Annotated in this window: 17 protein-coding genes; 7 read left to right on the forward strand and 10 right to left on the reverse strand. The window is 72.5% G+C overall.

All coding sequences use genetic code 11. The features are described from left to right. Positions 1–28: 28 nt before the first annotated feature. The 5 genes from GBN72_RS08920 to GBN72_RS08940 all read right to left on the reverse strand — a co-directional run bounded on the left by GBN72_RS08920 (position 29) and on the right by GBN72_RS08940 (position 11,385). Positions 29–2,329, reverse strand: coding sequence for a HelD family protein (locus tag GBN72_RS08920; RefSeq protein WP_439959743.1), 2,301 nt, complete (start codon positions 2,327–2,329; stop codon positions 29–31). A 133-nt stretch (positions 2,330–2,462) separates the two neighbouring features. Then, complete coding sequence (gene uppS, locus GBN72_RS08925) at positions 2,463–3,248, reverse strand: polyprenyl diphosphate synthase (protein WP_151771176.1); 786 nt, start codon at positions 3,246–3,248, stop codon at positions 2,463–2,465. Positions 3,249–3,319: 71 nt separating this feature from the next. After that, on the reverse strand, positions 3,320–6,931 hold the full coding sequence (locus GBN72_RS08930) for an NIDO-like domain-containing protein (RefSeq protein WP_151771177.1): 3,612 nt from the start codon (positions 6,929–6,931) through the stop codon (positions 3,320–3,322). 126 nt (positions 6,932–7,057) lie between these two features. Continuing rightward, a complete protein-coding gene (locus GBN72_RS08935; RefSeq protein WP_151771178.1) occupies positions 7,058–9,682 on the reverse strand; it encodes a M4 family metallopeptidase in 2,625 nt (874 codons plus the stop codon). Between the two features lie 263 nt (positions 9,683–9,945). After that, entirely contained in the window at positions 9,946–11,385 is a 1,440-nt protein-coding gene (locus GBN72_RS08940; RefSeq protein WP_151771179.1) for a cation:dicarboxylate symporter family transporter, read from the reverse strand. A gap of 207 nt (positions 11,386–11,592) precedes the next feature. On the opposite strand from GBN72_RS08940, the gene GBN72_RS08945 reads away from it, so the two are divergent. Beyond that, positions 11,593–12,234 (forward strand): XRE family transcriptional regulator, encoded by a 642-nt coding sequence (locus GBN72_RS08945; protein WP_246212384.1) that lies wholly within the window; start codon positions 11,593–11,595, stop codon positions 12,232–12,234. A 127-nt stretch (positions 12,235–12,361) separates the two neighbouring features. On the opposite strand, the gene GBN72_RS08950 is transcribed toward GBN72_RS08945, so the two are convergent. Next, positions 12,362–13,390 carry an ATP-dependent 6-phosphofructokinase gene (locus GBN72_RS08950; protein WP_151771181.1) on the reverse strand — a complete coding sequence of 343 codons (1,029 nt, stop codon included), beginning with the start codon at positions 13,388–13,390 and terminating at the stop codon, positions 12,362–12,364. Between the two features lie 308 nt (positions 13,391–13,698). Between GBN72_RS08950 and pta the strand changes: the two genes are divergently transcribed. From pta to pyk, 3 genes are all read left to right on the forward strand, one after another. Further along, a complete protein-coding gene (pta, locus tag GBN72_RS08955; protein WP_151771182.1) occupies positions 13,699–15,822 on the forward strand; it encodes a phosphate acetyltransferase in 2,124 nt (707 codons plus the stop codon). Beyond that, positions 15,819–17,048: an acetate kinase gene (locus tag GBN72_RS08960; RefSeq protein ID WP_151771183.1), complete on the forward strand. Its 1,230-nt coding sequence runs from the start codon at positions 15,819–15,821 to the stop codon at positions 17,046–17,048. The genes pta and GBN72_RS08960 overlap by 4 nt, the downstream gene beginning before the upstream one ends. 71 nt (positions 17,049–17,119) lie before the next feature. Then, positions 17,120–18,550: a pyruvate kinase gene (gene pyk / locus GBN72_RS08965; protein ID WP_151771184.1), complete on the forward strand. Its 1,431-nt coding sequence runs from the start codon at positions 17,120–17,122 to the stop codon at positions 18,548–18,550. A gap of 85 nt (positions 18,551–18,635) precedes the next feature. Here pyk and GBN72_RS08970 read toward each other — a convergent pair whose 3' ends face one another. The 4 genes from GBN72_RS08970 to GBN72_RS08990 form a co-directional block, all read right to left on the reverse strand. Continuing rightward, positions 18,636–19,910: a hypothetical protein gene (locus tag GBN72_RS08970; protein WP_151771185.1), complete on the reverse strand. Its 1,275-nt coding sequence runs from the start codon at positions 19,908–19,910 to the stop codon at positions 18,636–18,638. Further along, the gene (locus GBN72_RS08975; protein ID WP_151771186.1) at positions 19,900–20,547 is read right to left on the reverse strand and encodes a DUF6114 domain-containing protein; all 648 of its coding nucleotides are present in this window, start codon (positions 20,545–20,547) and stop codon (positions 19,900–19,902) included. Before GBN72_RS08975 ends, GBN72_RS08970 begins: the two co-directional genes overlap by 11 nt. 101 nt (positions 20,548–20,648) lie before the next feature. Then, positions 20,649–21,293 carry a DUF6230 family protein gene (locus GBN72_RS08980; protein WP_151771187.1) on the reverse strand — a complete coding sequence of 215 codons (645 nt, stop codon included), beginning with the start codon at positions 21,291–21,293 and terminating at the stop codon, positions 20,649–20,651. Positions 21,294–22,050: 757 nt separating this feature from the next. Then, on the reverse strand, positions 22,051–23,028 hold the full coding sequence (locus tag GBN72_RS08990) for a tetratricopeptide repeat protein (RefSeq protein WP_151771189.1): 978 nt from the start codon (positions 23,026–23,028) through the stop codon (positions 22,051–22,053). A gap of 232 nt (positions 23,029–23,260) precedes the next feature. Here GBN72_RS08990 and GBN72_RS08995 point away from each other — a divergent pair, with 232 nt between their 5' ends. From GBN72_RS08995 to GBN72_RS09005, 3 genes are all read left to right on the forward strand, one after another. Further along, positions 23,261–23,914, forward strand: a complete 654-nt coding sequence (locus tag GBN72_RS08995) for a TetR/AcrR family transcriptional regulator (protein ID WP_151771190.1) — start codon at positions 23,261–23,263, stop codon at positions 23,912–23,914. A 25-nt stretch (positions 23,915–23,939) separates the two neighbouring features. Next, a complete protein-coding gene (locus GBN72_RS09000; RefSeq protein WP_151771191.1) occupies positions 23,940–24,449 on the forward strand; it encodes a MarR family winged helix-turn-helix transcriptional regulator in 510 nt (169 codons plus the stop codon). 95 nt (positions 24,450–24,544) lie between these two features. Further along, positions 24,545–24,886, forward strand: a complete 342-nt coding sequence (locus tag GBN72_RS09005) for a DUF3817 domain-containing protein (protein WP_151771192.1) — start codon at positions 24,545–24,547, stop codon at positions 24,884–24,886. Positions 24,887–24,964 lie beyond the last annotated feature (78 nt).

Genomic DNA, 24,964 nt, shown 5'->3' on the forward strand with positions numbered 1-24,964 from the left:
CGCCCCGCCCCCGTCCGGGCGTGGTCGGTCACTTCCGGTCGAGCGCCTCCGACCGCGCCAACGCGTCCGGCAGCGGCGCGGCGTGCACCACCGCGAGCCGCTGGGTCGCACGGGTCAGCGCAACGTACAGGTCGCTCACCCCGAACGCGGCCGGCTCGACCACGACCACGGCGTCGAACTCCAGCCCCTTCGCCCCGCGGGGGTCCACCAGCACGACCTGCCGGGTCAGATCCGGCAGGGCCGTGACCGGAACCCCGAGGGCCTCCCCCAGTTCCCCGTGCAGCTTCCGAGGCGCGATCACCGCGAGGCGCCCCTCCTCGGGCGTGAGGTCGCCCACCACCGAGGCGACGACTCCCGGCAGCTCGCCGGAACCGCCCGCCGCGACGGCGAACGGCCGCACCCCCGTCTCCCGCACCGACCGCGGCGGCTCGAAGCCCGCCACCTCGGCCCGCACCACCGCCGCCGCGACATCCATGATCTCGGCCGGCGTCCGGTAGTTCACTGCCAGCCGGGTATGCGTCCACCGGTCCTCGACGTATGGCCGCAGGATCCCCTCCCAGGACCCAACCCCCGCCGCCTCCGCGGTCTGCGCCGGGTCGCCCACCAGCGTCATCGACCGCGTCGGGGACCGCCGCATCAGCAGCCGCCAGGCCATCGGCGACAGTTCCTGCGCCTCGTCCACGATGATGTGCCCGAACGCCCAGGTGCGGTCCGCGGCGGCCCGCTCCGCGGCGCTGCGGTGGTCGGCCTCCTCGTGCCGCTCGGCGAACCGCTCCGCGTCGATGATGTCCTGCACGCCGAGCACCTCGGCGTCCTCGTCGTCCTTGTCCTCGAACTCGTACGTCCGGGAGGCGTAGGCGACGTCCAGCACGCCCTGCGCGTAGGCGATCCGGGCCTGCCGCTCGCGTGCCGCCCGGTCCCGCGCCGCCCGGTCGTCCTCGCCCAGCAGCTCGGCGGCCTCGTCCAGCAGCGGCACGTCCGCGACGGTCCACTCCGTGGTCACCGGCCGCCGCACCGCGTCGGCGTCCCGCGGCTCCAGGTAGCCGTCCGGCTCGGCCAGCAGCCGGGCGACCAGCTGCTGCGGGGTGAGCACCGGCCACAGCTCGTCGATGGCGTCCCACACCGCCGGGTTCTCCGCCAGCTCGTCGCGGATCGCCGAGATGTCGCTGTCGTCCAGCAGGTTGGACCCGTCGTACGGGTCGGTGCCGATCTGCTCGGCGACGAGCTCGGTGAGCGTGTTGAGCAGGTGGCCCTCGAAGTACTCCCGCGCCAGGTTGTGCGGCAGCCCCGTGGACCGGGCCCGGTCGCGGGCGACCCGCACCAGGCCCTCGTCGAGCATCACCACCTGACGGTCGTGCTCGACGGCGAGCACCGGGTCCGGCAGCCGCTGGTGGTCGCGGACCAGCCGCTCCAGCACCTCGGCCGTCTCCGCGCGCCCCTTGACCGCGGCCGCGGCCGGGCTGTCCGCGGCCGTCGCGTGGACGCCGGGGAAGAGTTCGCCGACGGTGGCCAGCAGCACGCCCGTCTCGCCCAGCGAGGGCAGCACCTCGCCGATGTAGCCGAGGAAGGCCGGGTTGGGGCCGACGATCAGCACCGCGCGCCGCGCCAGCAGCTCGCGGTGCTCGTAGAGGAGGAAGGCGGCCCGGTGCAGGGCGACCGCCGTCTTGCCGGTGCCGGGGCCTCCCTCGACCACCATCACGCCCTGGTGGGGGGCGCGGATGATGCGGTCCTGGTCGGCCTGGATGGTGCGCACGATGTCGCCCATCCGGCCGGTGCGGGCCTCGTTGAGGGCGGCCAGCAGCACCGCGTCGCCGGTCGGGTCCTCGTGGCCGGTGCGCGTGGTGTCGCCGAGGTCGAGGATCTCGTCGTGCACGGCGGTGACCCTGCGGCCCTGGCTGGAGATGTGCCGCCGGCGGCGCAGCCCCATCGGGGTGTGCCCGGTGGCCAGGTAGAACGGGCGGGCCACGTCCGCCCGCCAGTCGATCAGCAGCGGCGTGCGCTCGGCGTCGTCCTCCCGGATGCCGACGCGGCCGATGTGATGGGTCACGCCGTCGGTCAGGTCGATCCGGCCGAAGCAGAGCGAGCCCTCCACCGCGTCCAGCACGGCGAGCATGCCGGAGCGTTCGGCGACCAGGATGTCGCGTTCCAGCCGGGCCTGCATGGGGGTGGCCCCCCGGCCCAGCGCCTCCCGCACGGCGGCCTCCGCCTCGTCCCGCAGTGCCTCGATCCGCCCGTAGAGGCCGTCGACGAATTCCTGTTCGCCGCGCAGTTCGAGGTCGTCCCCGGTGTCCTGCCCTTGCTTGTTCGACCGCGCGCTTGACAATTCCACTCCTGCCCGGATAAGCTTTGCTTAGCAATTGAACTGACTCGCCCCATAGCTGAGTCGTGAATTGCCCAAGATACCAAAAGAGAAATCCCCCGGGCGAATCGCCCGGGGGATTTCTCGTGTGCGCTCCCGCACCTCACGGCCTTCGCGCGCGGGGGACCCGCTCCGCGTACTCCTCGCAGGCCCGCCACAGGTGACGCCGGTCGAAGTCCGGCCAGAGCACGTCCTGGAACACCAGCTGTGCATGGCCGGCCTGCCAGAGCAGGTAGTTGGAGACGCGCCGTTCGCCGCTCGGCCGCAGGAGCAGGTCGACGTCGGGCATGTCCGGGTGGTAGAGGTGCGCCGCCACCGTCTCCTCGGTTATCTCCGCCGGGTCCAGCCTTCCCGCCGCGACCTCGACGGCCATCGCCCTGGCCGCGTCGGCCATTTCCGCCCGGCCGCCGTAGTTGACGCAGAAGTAGAGCGTCATGGCGTCGTTGTCCCGGGTTCGTTCCTCGGCGACCTGGAGTTCCTGGACGACGGTCCGCCACACGGCGGGCATCCGGCCGACCCAGCGGATCCGGACGCCGAGCGCGTCCATGGCGTCGCGCCGCCGCCGGATCACCGCCGGGTCGAAATTCATCAGGAACCGCACCTCGTCCGGGGAACGCTTCCAGTTCTCCGTGGAGAAGGCGTACAGGGAGAGATTCCGGACGCCGAGTTCCAGGCAGCCGGCGAGCACCTCCAGGATGACGTCCGCCCCCGCCCGGTGCCCCTCGCTGCGCGGCAGTCCGCGCTGCGCGGCCCACCGCCCGTTGCCGTCCATCAGCACGGCCACGTGGCCGGGCGTCAGCCCGTCCGGCAGCACCGGCGGGCGGACGCCGGACGGGTGGGGCTCGGGCGTCGCGTACGGACGCCGCGGCGAGGGCGGGGGCGGGGTCATCGGACGTGGTCTCCTGGAGGTGCTCGGGGGCGTGCGTGCCCGGACCGGTGGGCCGGCGCCGGTGAAACCGGTCAGCCGGTGCTGGTGAAGGTGACGGTGAGATTCTCACTCAACGACTGGGAGCCGCTGACGGACCAGTTGAACGCGGTGGCTCCGTCCGGGTTCTCCACTCCGATCACCGCGTACGCCCCCTGCGCGCCGATGGTGTCCGCGAGGTCCCGGTAGTGGAAGGTGACCGTGCCGTCCGCGCCCAGCGCCGCCTGGAAGGTGACGGGGCCGTCGCCGGCGAAGAACTGCGCGTCGCGCCACTCCACCACGAACCGCCGGCCGCTTCCCTCGCCGACGACACCGGTCCACACCGAACTGCCCTCGTCCAGGAGGAGATCGTCCCAGAAGGGGTAGATCCCGCCGTCGGGCTGGTTCGGGTTGGGCAGTTCCGTCCCGTTCCAGCCGGCCGCCGAGCCGTCGAAGGAGAGCACGCCGTTGACGGAGATGGTCACCTCGTCCGCCGAGGTCCCCCGGAAGGGGAACGCGAAGGGCAGGTCGACCGTGGTCCCGCCCTCGTCCCCGGTGAGGTCGACGCGGGTGTCGACCGGGAGCGGCGGCCCGGTGGTGGCGTCACAGCTCCAGCCGCCCTCCACCCGCTCGGCCAGGGTGAAGTCCGCCCGTTCGTCCCCGTCCACCGTGATGGTGCGCGAGGTCCTGAGGGAGCAACCCCACGCGTCCACCGTGAGGGTGAGCTCGCCGACCGGGACCATGGTCATCCGGTAGGTCCCGTCCGCGCCGGTCACCGTCTCGAGGTGCGGGCCCTGCGGGGAGCTGATCCTCGCCGCCACGACGGGGTTGCCCTGGTGGTCGGTCACCGTGCCCGACACGACGTTGCGGTCGAGATCGAAGTCGACCTCCCGCTCGGGGCCGGCCCCGTCCAGCGTCATCTCCTCGATGACGTAGGCGTACTCCTCGGCCCAGGCCACCACCTGGTGGTCGCCGTACGGGACGGGCAGCGAGTAGGTGCCGTCCGGACCGCTCGACGCGTACAGGGTGGTCTGCCCTCCCTCATGGCTGGAGAGGACCATGACGTCCTCGACCGGCGCGCCGGAGTCGTGGTCGGTGACCCGTCCGTGGATCCTGCCCGGCAGGTGCACGCGGAACGCGGTGCCCGACCGCAGCCACGGCTTGTTGGCGTTCAGCGGGACGGCGTCCTCGCCGGTCGCGTCCTCCATGCCGGCGGTCGCCGAGGCGCCGCGGGCGGCGTCGCTCTCGCCGAGGTCGACGTACTCGAAGCCGACCGCGCCGCTCTCGTGCAGCACCGCCTGGACGGTGATGCGCTCCTGGGTGCCGTAGATCAGGGCGTCGCGCCACTCGACGGCGAACCGCCGGTCGGGCGCGCTGCCCTCGACGCCGGTGCGGATCGAGGCGGAGGCGTCGATCACCAGGTCGTCCCAGAACGGCAGCACGGCCGCGTTCGGCTTGCCGCCGTGCGGCAGGGGCACGTTGATCGGCATGGTGGCGGCCGCGGTGAAGCTCAGGAAGCCGTTGGTGCCGACGTACGCCTGGGAGTAGGTCTCGCCGTAGAAGGGGAAGGCGAACGGCAGGTCGATCCGGCCCGCCTCGTCGTCCCCGGTGAGGGCGATGGCCGAGGTGCCGGCCACCGGGTCGGGGGCGGCTCCGTAACAGGCCTGGCCGAACTTGTCGGTGCGCGGCGGCGCCGCCACGTCGACCGAGGTGTCCGCGTCCCGCATGGTGATCCTGGTGTTCAGCGGCATGGTGCAGCCCGCCGCGGTGCCGCCGATCCGGTAGCTGCCGGCCGGGATCTTCTCGAACCGGAAGCGCCCCTGGCCGTCGCTCTCCACCGGCGAGAGGGGGACGTCGGTCAGCCGCACCTGCGCGCCCACCACGGGCACCCCGGCGGTGTCCACGACCCGTCCGGCGAGGGTGTGCCGGGACATGACGGCCAGCGGCAGGGTCAGTTCGGTGGCGGCGCCGGCGGTCACGGTGAAGTTCCGTGAGGCCTCGTGCAGTCCGAAGGCGCTGGTGGTGACCTGGTAGGACCCGGCCTGGAGCACCAGCCGGGCCACGCCGTCGCTGCTGGTGGTGGTGTACCTGCGGCGGCCCGAGTCGCCGGTCACGGTCACCGGGGCGCCGACGACCCGGCTGCCGTCGTCGGCCTGGGTCACGGTCAGCTCCAGCGTGCCGAGCGGCTCGTCGGGGACGGCCGCCAGCGCGGCGGGGACGTTCAGGCGGCCGGCGCCCCAGACGCCGTCGGTGCCGGCGTCGCCGCCGCACGAGGTGTCGTCCACGTCGGTCGCCGACTCCTGGAGGACCCGCCAGGTGCTCTCGATGTCGCCGAACATCTGCGGCGCGTACGACCACAGCAGCGCGACCGTGCCCGCCACGTGCGGCGCGGCCATCGAGGTGCCCCGGTTGGTCACGTAGCCGCCGCCCTTGGCGGCGGACAGGATCTCGTCACCGGGGGCCGCGATGTCGGGCCGGACCGTGGAGGTGTCCGAACCGCGGCTGGAGAAGTCGGTGATCGCGTGGTCCGCGGCGTAGGCGGCGACGGAGAAGGTGGACGCGTAGTCCGCCGGCGAGCCCATGGTGGAGCAGTCGGGCCCCTCGTTGCCGGCCGAGAACACCGCGAAGATGCCGACCTCGGTCCAGCGCTGGACGATCTCCTCGTAGAAGGGGTCGTGGACGCTGGTTCCCCAGGAGTTGTTGACGATGTTCGGGGCCATCTCCGGGCGCGGGTTCTGCCCGTTGACGTCGGTGGGCGCGATGATCCATTCGCCGGAGGAGAGCAGCGACTCCGAGGTGCAGGAGCCGCCTTCGCAGCCCTTGGCGGCGATCCAGGTCGCCCCGGGGGCCACACCGATCCGGTGCGGGCCGCCGCCGGCCATGGTGCCCATGGTGTGGGTGCCGTGGCCCTGGTTGTCGCACGGCCCGGAGGTCGCCCCGCAGATGCCGGCCGGGTCGAACCAGTTGTAGTCGTGGCTGAAGGTGCCGTCGCCGCGGTTGCCCCGGTAGTTGCCCGCCAGCGCCTCGTGGTCGAGGCGGACGCCGGTGTCGATGTTGGCGACCACCACGCCCTCGCCGCGGGTCCCGGAGTCCGCCCATGCCTGCGGGGCGCCGATGTCGGCGACGCCCCAGGCGGTCTCGTCCTCCTCGGCCCCCGCCTGCCCGGCGTCCTCGACGCCCTCGGCGCCGGTCAGCCGGATGTCGGCCACCTGGCGGACCTCCTCGACCGACGGCAGGGCGGCGATCTTCTCGGCCAGCCGCTCGTCGCCCTGCTCGACGCGCACCGTGTTGATGATCCAGTGCGAGTCGTGCGCGACCTTCTCCTCGGCCAGCAGGCCCACCACGTCGCGCTGGCTCCGTTCGGCGACGCGGACCAGGTCGGCCCGGCCGCGCCCGGTGCGCTTGGCGTGGTCCTCGATGCGGGCGAGGCCCGACAGGTCGGCCTTCTCCTTCATCACGACGTAGAAGTCCGCGGGCCCCTTGGCCAGGCGGTCCTTCAGCGACTCGGCGATCTTGTCCTCGGGCGCGGCGGCGGCCTCGGCCTTCGTGTCCGGCGCCGGGGCGGCGGAGGCGGTGACCGGCGGCAGGGCCAGCGCGGTGACGAGCAGGGCCAGGGCGGCCCGCAGCAGCGGGGCGGGTCTCGCCCGGCCGCGGGGTGGCTTCAACACGGTTTCTCCTAGACGGACTTGCGGCACGACGCCCCGGGCCGGGGCGCGACACGGCACACCGCCGCCGGGCGCGGGTGGCGCGCGGCGGCGGTGCGGGGTGGGTGGATCAGCGGAGCGGGACCGGGCTCATCGTCCGGGGATGTTCTCCACCTGGTCGTTCATGTGGTCCAGGGCCGTGTCGCCGTCGAGGCCGATGGTGTCCCGGTAGCCCGCGGCGGGCCAGCGGACCTGGACGGACTGGGCGAGCGCGCCGCCGCCCTCCTGGGCGAGGTCGGCGCGGGCGACCGCGTCGAAGAAGTGGTCGATGGCCGCGATGTCGGCATCGGACACCACCGGCGGCTCGCCCTCCTGCTCACCGCTCGCCCACATGAACAACGGGTTGAGCTGCATCAGGAGCATGCCGAGCTCGGTGCGCAGCGCCTCGTCCTCGTTGATCAGCGGGTCGAGCCGCGGGCTGTCCTCGTTGTACAGCTCCACGTAGTAGGCGACCGCGGGCTCGGCGGTCGGCAGCACGTCGCGGGCCCGGTACAGGGTCGACCGGATCTCCGCCTCCTTCGGTCCGTCCGCGGCGTAGTCCACCGTGCTCAGGCCGGCGCCCATCACGCAGGAGCAGTTGTCACCGCTGTTCGAGGCGGGGGTGTCGGACTCGACGCCGACCTCGGACCAGGCGACCGCGACGACCTCGCTCTCCCAGGAGCCCTTGCCGTACAGGCGCCAGGCGGCCGCGATGGTGGCGTTGCGGGCGTCGGCGAAGGTGGCCTGCGGGTACAGGAAGTCCGTCAGCGCCGCGTACCAGATCTTCTCGGTCTCGCCCCGGTCCGCGGAGCCCTTGAACGCCTTGTAGAAGGCGTGGTTGGGGATGCCGCTGTTGTGGTGCACGCCGCCGCCGTCGCCGCACTGGGCCTCGTAGTCCCGCATGTGCGCGGGCTGGTCGTGCTTGCCCGGGTCGGCCATGCTGCGGATGGCGCCCATCGGGAGGTCGGCGCCCATCAGCCAGTCGTTGCTGCCCCGGACGTCCCTCTCGACCATCTCGCCGAAGACGTCGGAGAAGCTCTCGTTGAGCGCGCCCGACTGGTCCTGGTAGTCGAGCCCGCCACTGAGATCGGTGACGGCGTGGGTGAGTTCGTGGGCGGTGACGTCGATGGACGTCATGTCGTCACCGAAGATCATCTTCTCGCCGTCCCAGAAGGCGTTCTCGAGCGCCTCGTCGGGATCCTCGCGGTACCGGACACCGCTGACCAGGGTGGCGCCCGCGTTGTCGTAGCTGTCGCGGTTGTGCGAGTCCTTGAAGTACTCGTAGGTGGCGCCGGTGTACTGGTAGGCGTAGTTGACGTCCGCGACCTGGGAGGCGTCGGCGCCTTCCGAGCGGGCCAGCGGGGCCGGCCAGTCGTCGGTGTGCGCGAAGTCGTGGACCATGCGCTTGAGCGCGTGGCGGGTGCGGTCCTCCACGTCCAGCACGCCCCGGCCGGCGAGGGCGTCCACGAAGTAGACCTGGGATATCTGCCGCGCGTCGTCCATCAGCCAGACGTGCCAGACGAGTTCGGGTGCGGCGCCCTCCGTCCGGCCCTCGCGCACGTAGAGGACGGGCTCCTCGACCAGGCGGGCCTCCGGCAGGGCGGCGCGCGCCTGGGCGGTGGCGGCGTCCGCGTCGACGGACGGCTCGGTCGGCGCGTTCTCCAGGCCCGGCTTGAAGGCGTTGGTGACGGACCAGACCTCCTTGCCGGTCGGGTCCAGGTGGACGCCCAGGCGGCCCTGGTAGACCGGGACGCCGTCGACGACCTGCTCGTACCAGTGGTCGAGCTCGGTCACCCCGGGTCCGGCCCTGCGCGCGGAGGAGCCGGCGCGCGTGCGCTCGGCGTCCTTGCGGAGGTAGGGAGTGGGGTCGGTGCGGGAGACCAGGCCGGTCTGCTTGCGCAGCCACGCCTCGGCGTCACCGGGGAAGGCGCTCTCCAGCAGCACGGTGGACGGGGTGCCCGTCCTGGCGTTCCAGGTCGCGGCGGCCTTGCCGCCCTCGGGGCCCTTCAGCCGCCCGAGGGCCCGCTCGGCCGCCGGGTCACGGTGCTGGGCGCCCTTGCCGGGCACGGCGGACGGGTCCTGGGGCGCGGCCGAGGCGGCCGTGGGCATCAGCAGTCCGGCGGTCAGCAGGGTGGACAGCGCGGCCGCGCTCCTGCGCGGCGCTCCCGTCCGGACCGGACGGCCGGAGCGGAGGAGCAGGAGTCCGGCCGACGCGCCCACCGCCGCCCAGGCGGTGGCGAGCGCTCCGGTGGCGACCGGGTCGGCGTGCAGGGAAACCAGTCCGGTGGCGCCGGACGGCACCACGGCGACGGCGGCGGTCACCAGCAGGCCGTAGCCGACGACCGCGGCGGCCGACAGCGCCCAGGTGGCACGGCCCGGGCGGTCGGTGTGGCGGCGCGCAGAGCGGCCCACCAGCAGGCCGGGGAGGACCGGCACGAGGAGGGCCGCGGCCCACAGCGGGTTCGCCGTGGCGGAGCGCAGCAGCGAGAACTCACCGCCGGTCGCGGAGGCCAGGTCCCAGGTGACCGTGGCTCCCGTCACCGCGGCGAAGGCGAGGGCGGGTGTGTCGGTCCTGCCGTCCAGGACGACGGAGGCCAGCAGTCCGGGTGTCCCGGACACGCTGCCGGCCAGGGCGGCCATCAGCACCGCCAGGAGGGCGGCCAGGGCGAATCCGGCCAGCGCGGCGGACGCGGTGCGTCTGCCGAACGCGGGCAGGGATGACGAGCGTGGTGGCACGGGCGGTCCTTCGTCTCGTGGCCCCCCGCGCCCCCGCGCCCCCACTTCACGGCGTGACAGGAACCCCGAACGGCCGCAAGGCCTCGGGGGAAACCGTGGTTACTGACGAGTTGGACTGTACCCAGAGACGATCAAGTCCGCTCATTGATTTGTAAGTTGGGGTGCACATCCGAGCACACTCCCTCCCCGGCGCCTCCGCCCGCGGCCCGAACCGGACGACGGGCGGAGGGGGTTGACGGGCCGGGGCGGGCCGGGGCCCGCCGTCAGACCCCGACCGACTCCTTCCCGCGGCCGCCCGGTCCGGCGTCGCGCGGGTCACCGGCGCCCTCGCGCCCGGGGCCGCCCTGAGCGCCGACGTGACCGCCGCCGTGCCCGTCGCCGTCGAGCAGCGTGCGCTCGTCGAAGGGCAGTTCACCGGCGAGGACGCGCTTGACCCGCTCCTTGTCGACCTCCTTGGTCCAGGTGCCGATCAGCAGGGTGGCCACCGCGTTGCCGGCGAAGTTGGTCAGCGCGCGCGCCTCGCTCATGAAGCGGTCGATGCCGACGATCATGCCGACCCCGTCGACCAGCTCCGGCTTGTGCGACTGGAGCGCGCCGGCCAGCGTCGCCAGGCCCGCGCCGGTGACTCCGGCGGCACCCTTGGAGGCGACCATCATGAAGAGCAGCAGGGTGATCTGCTGGCCGACGGTCATCGGGTCGCCCATCGCCTCGGCGATGAACAGCGAGGCCATGGTCAGGTAGATCATCGTGCCGTCGAGGTTGAAGGAGTAGCCGGTCGGCACGGTGATGCCGACGACCGGGCGGCTGACGCCCAGGTGCTCCATCTTGGCGATCAGCCGCGGCAGGGCCGACTCGGAGGAGGAGGTCGAGAAGATCAGCAGGAACTCGCGGCCCAGGTACTTCAGCAGGCTGAACAGGTTCACCTTGGCGACGATCCGGACCATCGCGCCCAGCACCACCAGCACGAACAGGGCGCAGGTGACGTAGAAGCCGATCATGATGGCGGCCAGCGCCTTGAGGGCGTCGACGCCGGTCTCGCCGACCACCGCGGCGATGGCGCCGAAGGCGCCCACCGGGGCCGCCCACATGATCATGGCGAGGATGCGGAAGACCAGCCGCTGGATGTGCTCGACGCCGCGCAGGATCGGCTCGCCGACGCCGCCCATGGTCTGCAGCGCGAAGCCGGCCAGCAGGGCGACCAGCAGGGTCTGCAGCACGACGCCCTCGGTGAAGGCGGAGACCAGGGTGGTCGGGATGATGCCGAGCAGGAAGTCGGTCATGGTGGTCTCGGTGCCGGCGGCGGCCTGCTCCTGGCCCACGCCCTTGGCGGCCTCGGTCAGTTCCACGCCGCCGCCCGGATGGACGACGTTGCCGACGACCAGGCCGATGGCCAGCGCGACGAACGACATCGTCACGAAGTAGCCGAGGGCCAGTCCGCCCACCTTGCCGACCTTGGCCGCCTTCCGCACCGAGCCGATGCCGAGCACGATGGTGCAGAAGATGATCGGCGAGATCATCATCTTGATCAGCCCGACGAAGGCGGTGCCGATCGGTTTGAGCTCCTTCGCCACGTCGGGCGCGGCCAGGCCGAGAGTGATACCGAGCACCACCGCGACCACGACCGCGAGATAGAGGAAGTGCGTGCGGTCCCGTCGGGGCTTCGCGTCCGGCCCGGCGGGGCCCGATGCGGGCGTGCTGGTCATGGAACGGCCTCCTTGACATCCTTGTCGGCGAAAAAACGTCCGACGATATTTGCATACGGCACGTGGGCAGGGGAGAGCACCCAAGGTGGCGTACCGGAGGTGTCCGTGACCACCCCTTCGGCCAGGACGGTGCAGATGTTCACCGAAAGTAATCACATATGAGCAATCGGTGGCGGCTGGAGTGGGGCAGTACCTACCGTGTGCCGGGTGCACAGATCCCTCGACCGCTCCTTCGACGCCGCCGCCGCGCACCGCATCCGCACCGCACTGGGGCTGGACCCCGGGGAGGTCGCGCACGGCATGCGCACCGCCTTCGGACTCGGCCATGTGACGGCCGAGCTGGTCACCGCCTGGGAGAGGGGCGAACTCCCGCCGGGCCGCGACGAGTTGGCCGGTCTGGCCGGCATGCTCTGGTGCTCCCCCGCCGATCTGGCAGGCCGGCCGCGCACGCTGCGCGAACACCGCCTCGCCCGCGGACTCACCCCCGAGGAGGTGGCCGCGGCGGTCGGACTGGACGTGCTGGCCTATCTGCGCATGGAGCAGGAGAACGTGTGGCGCGGCGGGGACAGGTCCACCCAGCAGCTGCGCGCGTTGTTCCGGCTCGATCAGTCCGACCTGGTCGCGGTTTGCGGACGCAACGCGAAACTCTCACTTCTTCTGCGCGAGACCTTCACGGCGCGGGGCGCCGGCGCGGCCCGCGCAGTGGCCCGCACCGCCTCACTGGACCGCCGGGTCGTCGACGTGGCGCTGCGGCGGCTGCGCGCCGGGCACACCGCCGCGCCGGACCCGGAGGTGTTCGCCTCGCACGCCGTGGACCACTTCTGGGAAGCGGTCCGGGCGAGCGCCTGACGCGGCGGCGGGGCGGGAGCGCGGCCGGGCGGCGCCGACCGCCGCAAGCGGGTTGGCCGCGAGCCGGGGCGCCGCGAGCCGGGTTGCCGCGAACCGGGGCGCCGCGAGCCGGGTCGCCGAAGACCGGTCAGAAGAAGACCGACTCCGCCTCCTCCATGCGGCTCTGCGGCACGTGCTTGAGCTCGGCGGTCGCCTCCGCCAGGGGAACCATCACGATCTCGGTCCCGTGCAGGGCGGTCATCATCCCGGAGACCCCGCGGTGCGCCGCCTCCACGGCGTGCCAGCCGAACCGGGTGGCCAGCACGCGGTCGTAGGCGGTGGGGGTGCCGCCGCGCTGGACGTGGCCGAGGATCACCGGCCGGGCCTCCTTGCCCAGGCGCCGCTCGAGTTCCCGGGCGAGGGCCGTGCCGATGCCCTGGAACCGCTCGTGGCCGTACTGGTCGATCTCGCCCTTGCGGTAGTCCATGGTGCCCTCCGCCGGGTGGGCGCCCTCGGCCACGCAGACCACGGCGAACTTCTTGCCGCGCGCGAACCGCGCCTCGACCATCTCGACCAGTTCGGCGGGGTCGAACGGCCGCTCCGGCAGACAGATGCCGTGCGCGCCGGCGGCCATGCCCGACTCCAGGGCGATCCAGCCCGCGTGGCGTCCCATCACCTCGACCACCATCACCCGCTGGTGGGACTCGGCGGTCGTCTTCAGCCGGTCCATCGCCTCGGTCGCGACCGTCACGGCCGTGTCGAAGCCGAAGGTGCGGTCGGTGGAGGAGATGTCGTTGTCGATGGTCTTCGGCACGCCCACGATCGGCATGCCGGCCTCGGCCAGCATGCTGGCGGCGGTCAGGGTGCCCTCGCCGCCGATGGGGATCAGGACGTCGATGCCGAACCGGTTGGCGGTCTCGCGGACGTCCCGGCACGCCTCCTGGAGACGGGCCCGCGGAAGCCGGGAGGAGCCCAGTATCGTGCCGCCGCGGGCCAGGATGCCGCTGACGGCGTCCAGGTCGAGGGGGCGGTAGCGGCCGTCGAGGAGGCCCTCGTAGCCGTCCTCGAAGCCGATGACCTCGTCACCGTACTGGGAGACGGCGCGGTGCACCACGGAACGGATCACCGCGTTGAGGCCGGGGCAGTCGCCTCCGGCGGTAAGAACTCCGATGCGCATGCCGCTCCCGCGTCTCGCCTGTCCCGTCCGGCCCCATGGTGCCACGCCCCGGGTGCCGACGCGCGCCGTCCGGATCTCCGGGTGACGATCCGTGACGCGCCGGAGGACGGGGCCGCCTACGCCGGCGCCGCACCCGGCGGGGCGGCCGCGCACGTCCGGAGGCACTCCCGCCGCCCGCGCACGCCCTCTCCCCCACGCGGCGTAGCCGGAACACCCCCCGGTACCCCACCCGGGGCGATGTTTGACAGGCTGGCCCAGAGGCACCGGAACCGGAGCAACGGCAACCGGCACAGGAACGGAGATCCCGCGTGACGCGCAGCGTGTACGTGACGGGCATCGACCGCGGCGACGGCCGCCAGGTCGTCGACCTGGGGGTGATGGAGCTCCTCACCCGCCAGGTCGACCGCGTCGGCGTCTTCCGCCCCCTCGTGCACGACTCCCCCGACCGCCTCTTCGAACTCCTGCGCGCCCGCTACCGCCTGAGCCAGGACCCCGCCACCGTGTACGGCATGTCCTACGAGGAGGCCTCCGCCCTCCAGGCCGAGCGCGGCATGGACGAACTCATCACCGCCCTGGTCGCCCGGTTCCACGCCGTCGCCGACGCCTACGAGGTCGTCCTGGTCCTCGGCACCGACTTCACCGCCGAGAACCTCCCCGACGAGCTGGCCCTCAACGCCCGGCTGGCCAACGAGTTCGGCGCCTCGGTGATCGCCGTGGTGGGCGGCCGCGGGCACCCGGCCGAGGCGGTGGCCGCCGAGGTCCGCAACGCCTGCCGCGCCTACCAGGACCTGGGCTGCGACGTCCTCGCCATGATCGCCAACCGGGTGGCCCCGGACGACCGGGACACCGTGGCCGCCCTGCTCGACGAGCGGCTCGACCGGCGCCACGGCCTGCCCGGCTTCGTGCTCCCCGACGAGCCCGCGCTGGCCGCCCCCACGGTGGGGCAGATCGCGCAGACCCTGGACGCGGAGGTGCTGCTCGGCGACGCGGCGGGGCTGGCCCGCGACGCCCTCGGCTTCGTCTTCGGCGGCGCCACCCTGCCCAACCTGCTCAAGGCACTCACCCCCGGCTGCCTGATCATCGCCCCCGGCGACCGCGCCGACCTGGTGATGGGCGCGCTGGCCGCGCACAGCGCCGGGTCGCCGCCCATCGCGGGCGTGCTGCTGACCCTCGGCCTGCGCCCGGACCCCGACCTGATGGCGCTGGCCGCCCGCCTGGCCCCCGGCACCCCCGTCCTGTCCGTGCGGGAGAACAGCTTCCCCACCGCGACGCGGCTGTTCACCCTCGAGGGCCGGCTCAACGCCGCCACGCCGCGCAAGGCGGAGACCGCCCTCGGCCTCTTCGAGCGCCACGTGGACGTCGTCCGCCTGCGGTCCCTCGTCTCCGCGCCCAGCAGCGGCCGCGTCACCCCGATGATGTTCGAGCACGGCCTGATCGAGCGGGCCCGCGCCGACCGGCGCCGGGTGGTGCTGCCGGAGGGCACCGAGGAGCGGGTGCTGCGCGCCGCCGAGGTGCTGCTGCGCCGCGGGGTGTGCGACCTGACCCTGCTGGGACCGTCCGAGCAGATCCGCAGGAAGGCCGCCGACCTGGGCCTGGACATCGCCGACGCCGAACTGATCGACCCGCAGACCTCGGAACTGCGGGAGTCGTTCGCCCACCGCTACGCCGCGCTGCGCGCCCACAAGGGCGTCGGCTTCGACCTGGCCCACGACGTGGTCTCGGACGTCAACTACTTCGGCACCCTCATGGTGCTGGACGGCTTCGCCGACGGCATGGTCTCCGGTTCGGTGCACTCCACCGCCGCGACCATCCGCCCCGCCTTCGAGGTGATCAGGACCCGGCCGGACGCCGGGCTGGTCTCCTCGGTCTTCTTCATGTGCCTCGCCGACCGGGTGCTCGTCTACGGCGACTGCGCGGTCAACCCCGACCCGGACGCCGCCCAGCTCGCCGACATCGCCCTCCGGTCGGCGGAGACCGCCGCCCAGTTCGGCGTGGAGCCGCGCATCGCGATGCTGTCCTACTCGACCGGCGCCTCCGGTTCCGGCGCCGACGTGGAGAAGGTGCGGGAGGCCACCAGGATCCTCCGCGAGCGCCGCCCCGACCTGCCGGTGGAGGGACCGATCCAGTACGACGCCGCCGTGGAGCCCACCGTGGCGGCGACGAAGCTGCCCGGATCCCAGGTGGCCGGCCAGGCCACCGTGCTGATCTTCCCGGACCTCAACACGGGCAACAACACCTACAAGGCGGTCCAGCGCTCGGCCGGCGCCATCGCCGTCGGCCCCGTCCTCCAGGGGCTGCGCAAGCCGGTCAACGACCTGTCACGCGGCGCCCTGGTGCAGGACATCGTCAACACGGTCGCGATCACGGCCGTCCAGGCGCAGCAGCCCACGCCCACCGGAGCGGACCGTCCGCAGAAGGGGAGCCGGTCATGACCGCGACCCGTGTCCTCGTCCTCAACACCGGTTCCTCGTCGGTGAAGTACCAGCTGCTGGACATGGCGGACCGCTCCCGCCTGGCGGTGGGCCTGGTCGAGCGGATCGGCGAGGAGACCGGCCGGATCAAGCACACCCTGGTCAGCGGCCCCCAGGGCCGGGAGCGCACCCGGGAGACCACCGGCCCGGTCCCGGACCACCGGTCCGCGCTGGAGGCCGTCGCCGAGGAACTCGCCCGTGACGGGCTGGGCCTGGACTCGCCGGAACTGGCCGCCGTCGGCCACCGGGTGGTGCACGGCGGGAAGCGCTTCACCGAGCCGGCCCTGATCGACACCGCGGTGGTCAACGAGATCGAGCGGCTCGCCCCGGTGGCCCCGCTGCACAACCCGGCCAACCTGACCGGCATCCGCACCGCGCAGAAGCTGCGCCCCGACCTGCCCCACGTGGCGGTGTTCGACACCGCGTTCCACTCGACCATCCCGGAGGCGGCGGCCCGTTATGCGATCGACGTGGAGACCGCCGACCGCCACCGGGTACGCCGTTACGGCTTCCACGGCACCTCGCACGCCTACGTCTCACGGGCCGCGGCCCAGCTGGTGGGCAAGGACCCGTCCGAGGCGAACGTGATCGTGCTGCACCTGGGCAACGGCGCCTCGGCCTCGGCCGTGCGCGGCGGGCGGTGCGTGGAGACGTCGATGGGCCTGACACCGTTGGAGGGCCTGGTGATGGGCACCCGGTCCGGGGACCTCGATCCGGCGGTGGTCTTCCACCTGATGCGGGTGGGCGGCATGTCGGCCGACGAGATCGACGTCCTGCTGAACAAGAGGTCCGGGCTGGTGGGGCTCTGCGGCGACAACGACATGCGGGAGATCCGCCGCCGGGTCGACGAGGGGGACGAGGCGGCGGAACTCGCCTTCGACGTCTACGTGCACCGGCTGCGCAAGTACATCGGGGCGTACTACGCGGTACTCGGCCGGGTGGACGTGCTCGCCTTCACCGCCGGGGTCGGCGAGAACTCCGCCCCCGTACGGGCCGCCGCCCTGGCCGGGCTGGACGGCCTGGGCCTGGCGGTGGACGAGCGGCTGAACGCTGCCCGCGGCGACGGGCCGCGGCTGATCTCGCCCCGGCACACGTCCGTCGCGGTCGCCGTGGTGCCCACCGACGAGGAACTGGAGATCGCGGCCGAGACGTACGAGCTGGTCACGGGCGTCCGGCAGAGACTGTGAGAGCGGACGGGGCCGTCAAACTACCCCCGGGTATTTATTCCGCTGCGAAACAAACGGATAGGATCCCTTCCATGCGCCGTTCGAAGATCGTCTGTACTCTCGGCCCTGCGGTCGACTCCCATGAGCAACTCGTCGCGCTGATCGAAGCGGGGATGAACGTCGCCCGCTTCAACTTCAGCCATGGCTCCCACGCGGAACACCAGGGCCGCTACGACAGGGTGCGCGCCGCGTCCCAGGAGACGGGCCGCCCGGTGGGCGTGCTCGCCGACCTCCAGGGCCCGAAGATCCGGCTGGAGACCTTCGCCGAAGGTCCCGTCGAGCTGGTGCGGGGCGACGAGTTCACCATCACCACCGAGGACGTGCCGGGCGACAAGTCGATCTGCGGCACCACCTACAAGGGCCTGCCCGGCGACGTCGACCGCGGCGACCAGATCCTGATCAACGACGGCAACGTCGAGCTCAAGGTCCTGGACGTCGAGGGCCCGCGGGTGCGGACCATCGTGATCGAGGGCGGGGTGATCTCCGACCACAAGGGCATCAACCTGCCCGGCGCGGCGGTGAACGTGCCCGCGCTGTCCGAGAAGGACGTCGACGACCTCCGGTTCGCCCTGCGGATGGGCTGCGACCTGGTCGCCCTCTCCTTCGTCCGGGACACCGACGACGTGCGCGACGTCCACAAGGTGATGGACGAGGTGGGCCGCCGGGTCCCGGTCATCGCCAAGGTGGAGAAGCCGCAGGCGGTGGAGAACATGGAGGCCGTGGTGGCGGCCTTCGACGGTGTGATGGTGGCCCGCGGCGACCTCGCCGTGGAGTACCCGCTGGAGAAGGTCCCGATGGTGCAGAAGCGCCTGGTGGAGCTCTGCCGCCGCAACGCCAAGCCGGTGATCGTGGCGACCCAGATGATGGAGTCGATGATCACCAACTCGCGGCCGACCCGCGCCGAGGCATCCGACGTGGCCAACGCGATCCTGGACGGCGCCGACGCGGTGATGCTGTCCGCCGAGTCCTCCGTGGGCGCGTACCCGATCGAGACCGTCCGGACCATGTCCCGGATCGTCCAGGCCGCCGAGGAGGAGCTCCTCTCCAAGGGCCTCCAGCCGCTGGTGCCGGGCAAGAAGCCGCGCACCCAGGGCGGTTCGGTGGCCCGCGCGGCCGCCGAGATCGCCGACTTCCTCGGCGGCAAGGGCCTGGTCGCCTTCACCAAGTCCGGCGACACCGCCCGCCGCCTGTCCCGCTACCGGGCCTCGCAGCCGATCCTCGCCTTCACCACCGAGGAGTCCGCCCGCAACCAGCTCTGCCTGAGCTGGGGTGTCGAGCCGCACGTGGTGCCGTTCGTCAACAGCACCGACGAGATGGTCGAGCTGGTCGACCAGGAACTGACGCGCCTGCGCCGGTTCGAGCCGGGCTCGATCGTGGTGATCACCGCCGGTTCGCCCCCCGGCGTCCCCGGCACCACCAACATGGTCCGGGTGCTCCACCTGGGCGCCGACAGCGCGAGCTGACCCCGGCGGGCCCGCCCCCGGGCGCGACGACGGAGCCCCCACCGCCCTGCGGGCGGTGGGGGCTCCGTCGTGTGCCGGGGAGGCGTCAGTCGGCGTACTGGCGCAGGCCCGGAATGGTCAGGTTGCCGCCGAACTGGCCGGCCTGGACCACCTTCACGTTGGTGAAGTAGATGATCGCGATGTCCAGCGGCGGCGGGTTCTCCGGGGAGAACTCCACCGGGAGCAGACCCAGCAGGTTGCCGGAGATGGACTCGGTGTACATCACCGTGTCGCCGCCGCGGATGGTGGACGTGGTGCCCTTGCCCGCGACCGCGTGATGGGTCTTGCCGTTCTGCTCGTCGTGCACGACCTGGTGCAGGTCGCCGATGTCGGTGCCGCTGGAGACGACGTACTTCAGCACCTCCTTGACGGTGCCGTTGGCCGTCTTCACCTTCACGACGCCCTCGTACCTGGCGCCCTTGAGCAGCAGGGAGCTGGCCCGCAGTTCCCAGGCCCGGTCGGGCAGGGCGACGATGTCCTCGAGGCCGCCCTCCTCGTCGGTGGCGACGGGGCAGTCCTCGGGGTCGACCGCGGGCTTCGCGGTCTCCTCCTCGGCCGGCTCGGCCTCCTCGGCCTCCTTCTCGGCCTCCTTCTTCGCCTCCTCGACGGCCTTGGCGGTCTCCTCGACCGCGTCCTTCGGGGCGTCGGCGGCCGGCTCGGACTCCTTCCCGCTCTCCGTCCCGGCCTCGGCGTCCTCCTCCGGGGCGTCGGCCTCGGCCGGCTCCTCGGCAGGGGCCTCGCCCGCGGGCGTCCCGGCGGCGTCGTCCGTCGTCCCCGGCCCGTCGAGGAGGTCCTTGATGGCGTCGCCGATGCCTTCGAGCAGGTTCGGCTTCTTGGCCTCCTCCTCGGGCGCGGGCTCCTCGGGCGCGGTGTCGCCGGGCGCGGGCTCCTCCGGGGCGGGCTCCTCGGACCCGGGCTCCTCGGGCGCGGGCTCCTCCGTCCCGGGCTCCTCGGGCTCCGGCTCCTCCGGCGCGGGCTTCTCGGGGGTCCCGGGCTCGTCGCCGGGGGTCTCCTCGGCGCCCTTGTCCTCCTCGGGCGTGCCGCCCTTCTCGGCCTCCTCGATCACCTCGACGCAGGCCTGGTACTCCTCGGCCGTGAGGGTGCTCTTGGGAAGGTCGGGCCGGTCGTCGGCCTGGGCGAGCGACGGTGCGAGGCCCATGCCCATGAGGACCGCGGTCGGCATCGCGGCGATGGCCATCGCCCTGCCGCGGGGGATCTGGAGCCGGGCGCGCAACGGCTTCCTGGGCGCCGCGTGCCGCGGCCCTGTTCTCGCGTCCGACTCGTCCACGGCCGGGCCGTGGACCTCCTCGTCAGCCGGCACTGTGCCTCCCGTTCACCTCGTTGGCCGGGTTGGTGCTGGACAGTTCGTTCCACTCGCCGGCGGACCCGCCGTCTCCGCGGCGCGCCTCCGGGAGCCGGGCGACGACGGTGCCGGCCGCGTGCTCGTCGCCCACCGCGGCGCCGGCACCGGCGTCCTTGGTGAGCGGCACGGTCGGGCCGGCGGCCGCCGGCTCACCCGCGAACGCCTCGTCGCCGTCGGCCGGCGCCTGCCGGTCCGGGCCGCCCGGCGCCCAGGCGACCGCCATGGCACCGCCGATGAGGGCGAACAGGAAACCGATGAAGAACCCGCCGAGGTTGGACACCGGGATGGAGACCAGGCCCAGCAGGATGGCGGCCACGCCGCAGAAGATCTGGATGTGACGCTGGAACCACAGGCACAGACCGAGCACGCCGAGCAGCACGCCGATGATCAGCGAACCGGCGCCGGCGGTGGTGGCCATGGTCATGGTCAGGTTGCCGATGTGCAGGTCGGCGTAGGGGAAGTACCCGATGGGCAGACCCGCGAACATGACGAAGAGGCCGGCCCAGAACGGCCGCGTGCCCCGCCACGTGCGGAAGTTCCCCCGGATGACCCGAAGGCGTTCGCTACCGGGCGCGGCAGGAGTCTCGGCGCTCATGGAAAACAGCTCCCTGGAACGGCGTTGCCGTGATGAGTGTGGTGGTGCGTGGGGCTGGGACGAGCGGGGGAGCCGAGGCTCCCTCGCTCGTCAGCGAGTGCTCAGTAGCACTCGTGGACACCCGTCTTCAGCGACATGTTCAGGTTGCTGAGGTTGAAGGTGCCGGCGGTGGTCGCCCACGCGGTCTGCTTCACGCCGGTGAGGACCGCGCCCTCGGCCTGCTGCGAGAAACCGTTGGGGTTGGCGCCCGCGGAGAGCTCCGGACCGCGGCCGCCCTTGCTGGCGGCGCTCTGGCCGGCCGCGACACCGATGTCGATGTTGCTGAACTCGGCCGAGGTGGTCTCGAGGCTCTCGACGTCGATGTACAGGTTCTCGGCCTTGACCGGCGTACCACCGGTGCCCGCTGTCAGCTTGAGGCTGATGTTGCCGAAGACCGGCACGTGCGGCGTCACGACGGACTGGCACATGTTGGTGATGTCGGCCGTCTTGAACGCCGAGACCGCGACCGGGTGGTACGTCTCCTTGCCGTCAAGGGTGACGCCCTTGTCCATGGAGCCGTACTGGTTGAAGCCCTTACCGTCGAGACGGTCGGCCGTCACCTTGAACGACTGGCCGGAGACGCTGAACGACGCGGCGAGCGCGCCCTGCGACAGGCCGACGCCTATCGCGGCGGTGGCGGCGATGCTGGGCACCATGACGACGGCGAACCGCTTCCATCTGGTACCGCCACGCAGCTGGGACTGCATATGTCCTCCTTCTCGGACGTACATCTCCTGGTCCCGGCTGCCACAGATGGCGGCTCGGGCCGGGCAGGGATGGGAGAAGTGCTACGTCCTCGGGAAGGAGAGCGCCTGTTTCTCGTACGACGCGGCATGCGCCCGAATCACCGGCGATCACCCCCGAGCGACAACCACTGGCCGCATGGGACAGGTGGTCCCGTGCGACCTTTTCGGACAGGCTCCGCCACGGGCGAAGACCCCCCTGTCCTCAGGCGCGGCGTCACGGTGACGCCGCCCCTGCCCGGTGGGGACCCTTGATCACATGCGCCCGATTGGTTGTCGGGCGTACGGAATAGGACCGAGCGTCGCCGATCGTTGTGCATTCTTCGCGCCCCCGCAAGGGGTCTCGTTACCCGCTGGTAACGGCGAGGCCACGAAGGATCACCCGCCCCGCACCGGTCCACGACGGAGGGTTGCGTCCCATCACGGGACAAAGGCGGGCAAAGATCCGCGCAGCGGGGCGCATCGCAGCCCAACTCTTACTGCCAGTAACAGCTGGTTCATTTCCCAAGATTTGGCAAAGCGTGGCCGCAACATGCCCCTCGAGGGAACTCCCTTCACACCGGGCCCATGCTTTCCCCGCGAAACTTTCCGCGCGGGAGTTCCGCACAACGGGAAGGGCGGGACGGGGAGCGCCTCCCCGTCCCGCCCTCACACCCTCACGACCGCCGGCGGACCTCCCGGAACCGGGTCCGGGTCCGGACCGGTCCGGACCCGGACCGGACTAGAACAGGGCGCGCGCCAGCGCGCGCCGCGCGGCGACCACCCGCGGGTCGTCACCCCCGACGACCTCGAACATCTCCAGCAGCCGCACCCGCACGGCCTCCCGGTCGTCGCCGGCCGTCCGGCGCACCGCGTCGATGAGCCGGCCGAAGGCGTCCTCGACATGACCGCCCACCAGGTCCAGGTCGGCGGCGGCGATCTGCGCCGCGGAGTCCGCGGGCTTCTCGGCCGCGTCCCGCCGCACCTTCTGGGGATCCAGATCCCGCACCCGCTCCAGCAACTGCGCCTGGGCGAGGCCCAGCTTGGCCTCCTCGTTGCCCGGGTCGTCGGAGAGCACGTTGCGGTAGGCGCGGATCGCGCCGCCCAGGTCCCCGGCGTCCAGCGCCGAGGCCGCCGCCTCCAGCGCGGCGTCGTGCGGGCCCACCGGCATCGCGGCGTCGGCGTCGGCCCCGCCGCCCGGCTCGGCCTCCGGGTCGACGGTCAGACCGGTCAGGCCGAACCGCTGCTCGCCGACCGCGATCAGCTGGTCGAGGGTCTCGCGGATCTGCGCCTCGGGCGCGGCCCCCTGGAAGAGCGGCAGCGCCTGGCCGGCGACCACCGCGAACACCGCCGGGATCCCCTGGATCCCGAACTGCTGCATCAGCATCTGATTGGCGTCGACGTCGACCTTGGCCAGCACGATCCGGCCGTTGTACTCGACGGCCAGCCGCTCCAGCACCGGGCTCAGCTGCTTGCACGGCTGACACCACTCGGCCCAGAAGTCGAGGACGACGGGCACCTCGGTGGACTTCTGAAGGACGTCGCGCTCGAAGGCGGCCTCATCGACGTCGTACACCAGGTCGGCGGGGGAGACGGCTCCTCCCCCGCCCCGGCGGGCGGTCTCGGCGCGCGCCTGCTCCGCCTTCGCCTTGGCCTCCTGGGCCGCCTTCACGGCGGCGAGGTCGACGACTCCGCTCATGGACATGTTCCGTGGCTGCATGCGCCTATCCTCCCCCGTCGGCGCGCTCCGGAGGTAACTGTCGGCGGACCCCGCCCGCCGGGCATCGGCGCCGGGCCCCACCGGTGGCGTCGGGTCCCCACCTGACGCCGGTCGTGGTCGTCGCTCACCGGGCTCGGCCCGGTTTTCGCTACGACCCGTAGCGTAACCATCTCCGGCCTCCACGCCCACCGGCTCCCGAGTGATGTGCCTCACGGCCGTATCGTCGTGTGTCATGCCCCGCCGCACGCCCGACCCCCACCCCGGCCCGTCAGGGACCGGCCGCCCCCGCACCGGCCGCCCCCGCAGCGCCGCGGCCGACACCGCGATCCTGGCCGCCACCCGCGAGGCCCTGGTCGAGCTCGGCTGGTCCCGGCTCACCCTCGGCGACGTGGCGCTGCGGGCCGGCGTCGCCAAGACCACCCTGTACCGCCGCTGGCCCGGCAAGAACGAACTGGTCGTCGACGCGGTGGCCGAGCTCTTCGACGCACTGGAACTGCCCGACCGGGGCAGCCTGGCCGCCGACATCGAGGGGGTGGTGCTGCGGTTCGCGGCCATCCTGGCCCGTCCGGAGGCGCGCAGCGGGCTGATGGCCGTGGTGGCCGAGTCGACGCTCGACGACTCCCTGCGGGAACGCATCCGCACCTCGATCGTGGAGCGCCAGAAGCGGCTGGTCCGCGAGGGCAAGACCCGCGCCCAGGGCCGCGGCGAGCTGCCGCCGGACCCCGACCCGGAGGCGGCCGACCGCTCCTTCGACCTGATCTTCGACGTGGTGGCCGGCAGCGTGGTGCACCGCAGCCTGGTGAGCGCCGAGCCGGTCGACGAGACCTGGGCGCGCGACTTCACCGCCCTGCTGCTCGCCGGCCTCGGCTCCACTCCGGCCCGCTGACCACCCTGCGGGTATCGTCGGCGTCGTGCCGAAGCCGCTCAGCCTTGCCTTCGACCCCATCGCCCGCGCAGACGAACTGTGGAAGCAGCGGTGGGGCGGCGTTCCCTCGATGGCCGCGATCACGTCGATCATGCGCGCCCACCAGATCCTGCTCGCCGAGGTGGACGCCGTCGTCAAGCCGTACGGCCTGACCTTCGCCCGCTACGAGGCGCTGGTGCTGCTCACCTTCTCCCGCAGCGGCGAGCTGCCGATGTCCAAGATCGGTGAGCGGCTGATGGTCCACCCGACCTCGGTGACGAACACGGTGGACCGCCTGGTGCGGTCGGGGCTGGTGGCCAAGCGTCCCAACCCGGACGACGGGCGGGGCACCCTGGCAGGCATCACCGACAAGGGCCGCGAGGTGGTCGACGCGGCCACCCGTGACCTGATGGCGATGGATTTCGGCCTGGGCGCCTACGACGCCGAGGAGTGCGGCGAGATCTTCGCGCTGCTCCGCCCCCTGCGGGTGGCGGCGGGGGACTTCGAGGACTCCTGACGCTCGGCCGGTACCCGCCGGGCCCCTGGCCGGCCCCCTGGCCGGGGGCGGGGGCGGGTCAAGATCGCGCAAAGTCCACGGTTACCCTCTTAGGCATGAAGCGAGCCGTGCTGACCCGTTACCGCGCGATGGCCTACATCACGGGTGTACTGCTGATCCTGCTCTGCGTGGGCATGATCGCCAAGTACCTGCTGGAGATCGACGGCGCCGCCGGCTTCACCCAGGTGGTGAGCATCGCGCACGGCTGGCTGTACGTGATCTACCTGATCTTCGCCTTCGACCTCGGCTCCAAGGCGAAGTGGCCGGTCGCCAAGCAGCTCTGGGTGCTGCTGGCCGGCACGATCCCCACCGCCGCGTTCTTCGTCGAGCGGAAGATCGCCAAGGAGCTGGAGCCCCGGATCACCGACGGCGCCGCACCCTCCGCCGTCAAGGCCTGACCGCACCCTCCGCCGGTCGGGGCCCGACCGCCCCGTCCCCCGTTTTTCCCGAGGCCGCGCCGCACCGGCGCGGCCTTG

It is taken from the genome of Streptomyces abyssomicinicus (assembly GCF_008974245.1).
GTDB classification, from domain to species: domain Bacteria; phylum Actinomycetota; class Actinomycetes; order Streptomycetales; family Streptomycetaceae; genus Streptomyces; species Streptomyces abyssomicinicus.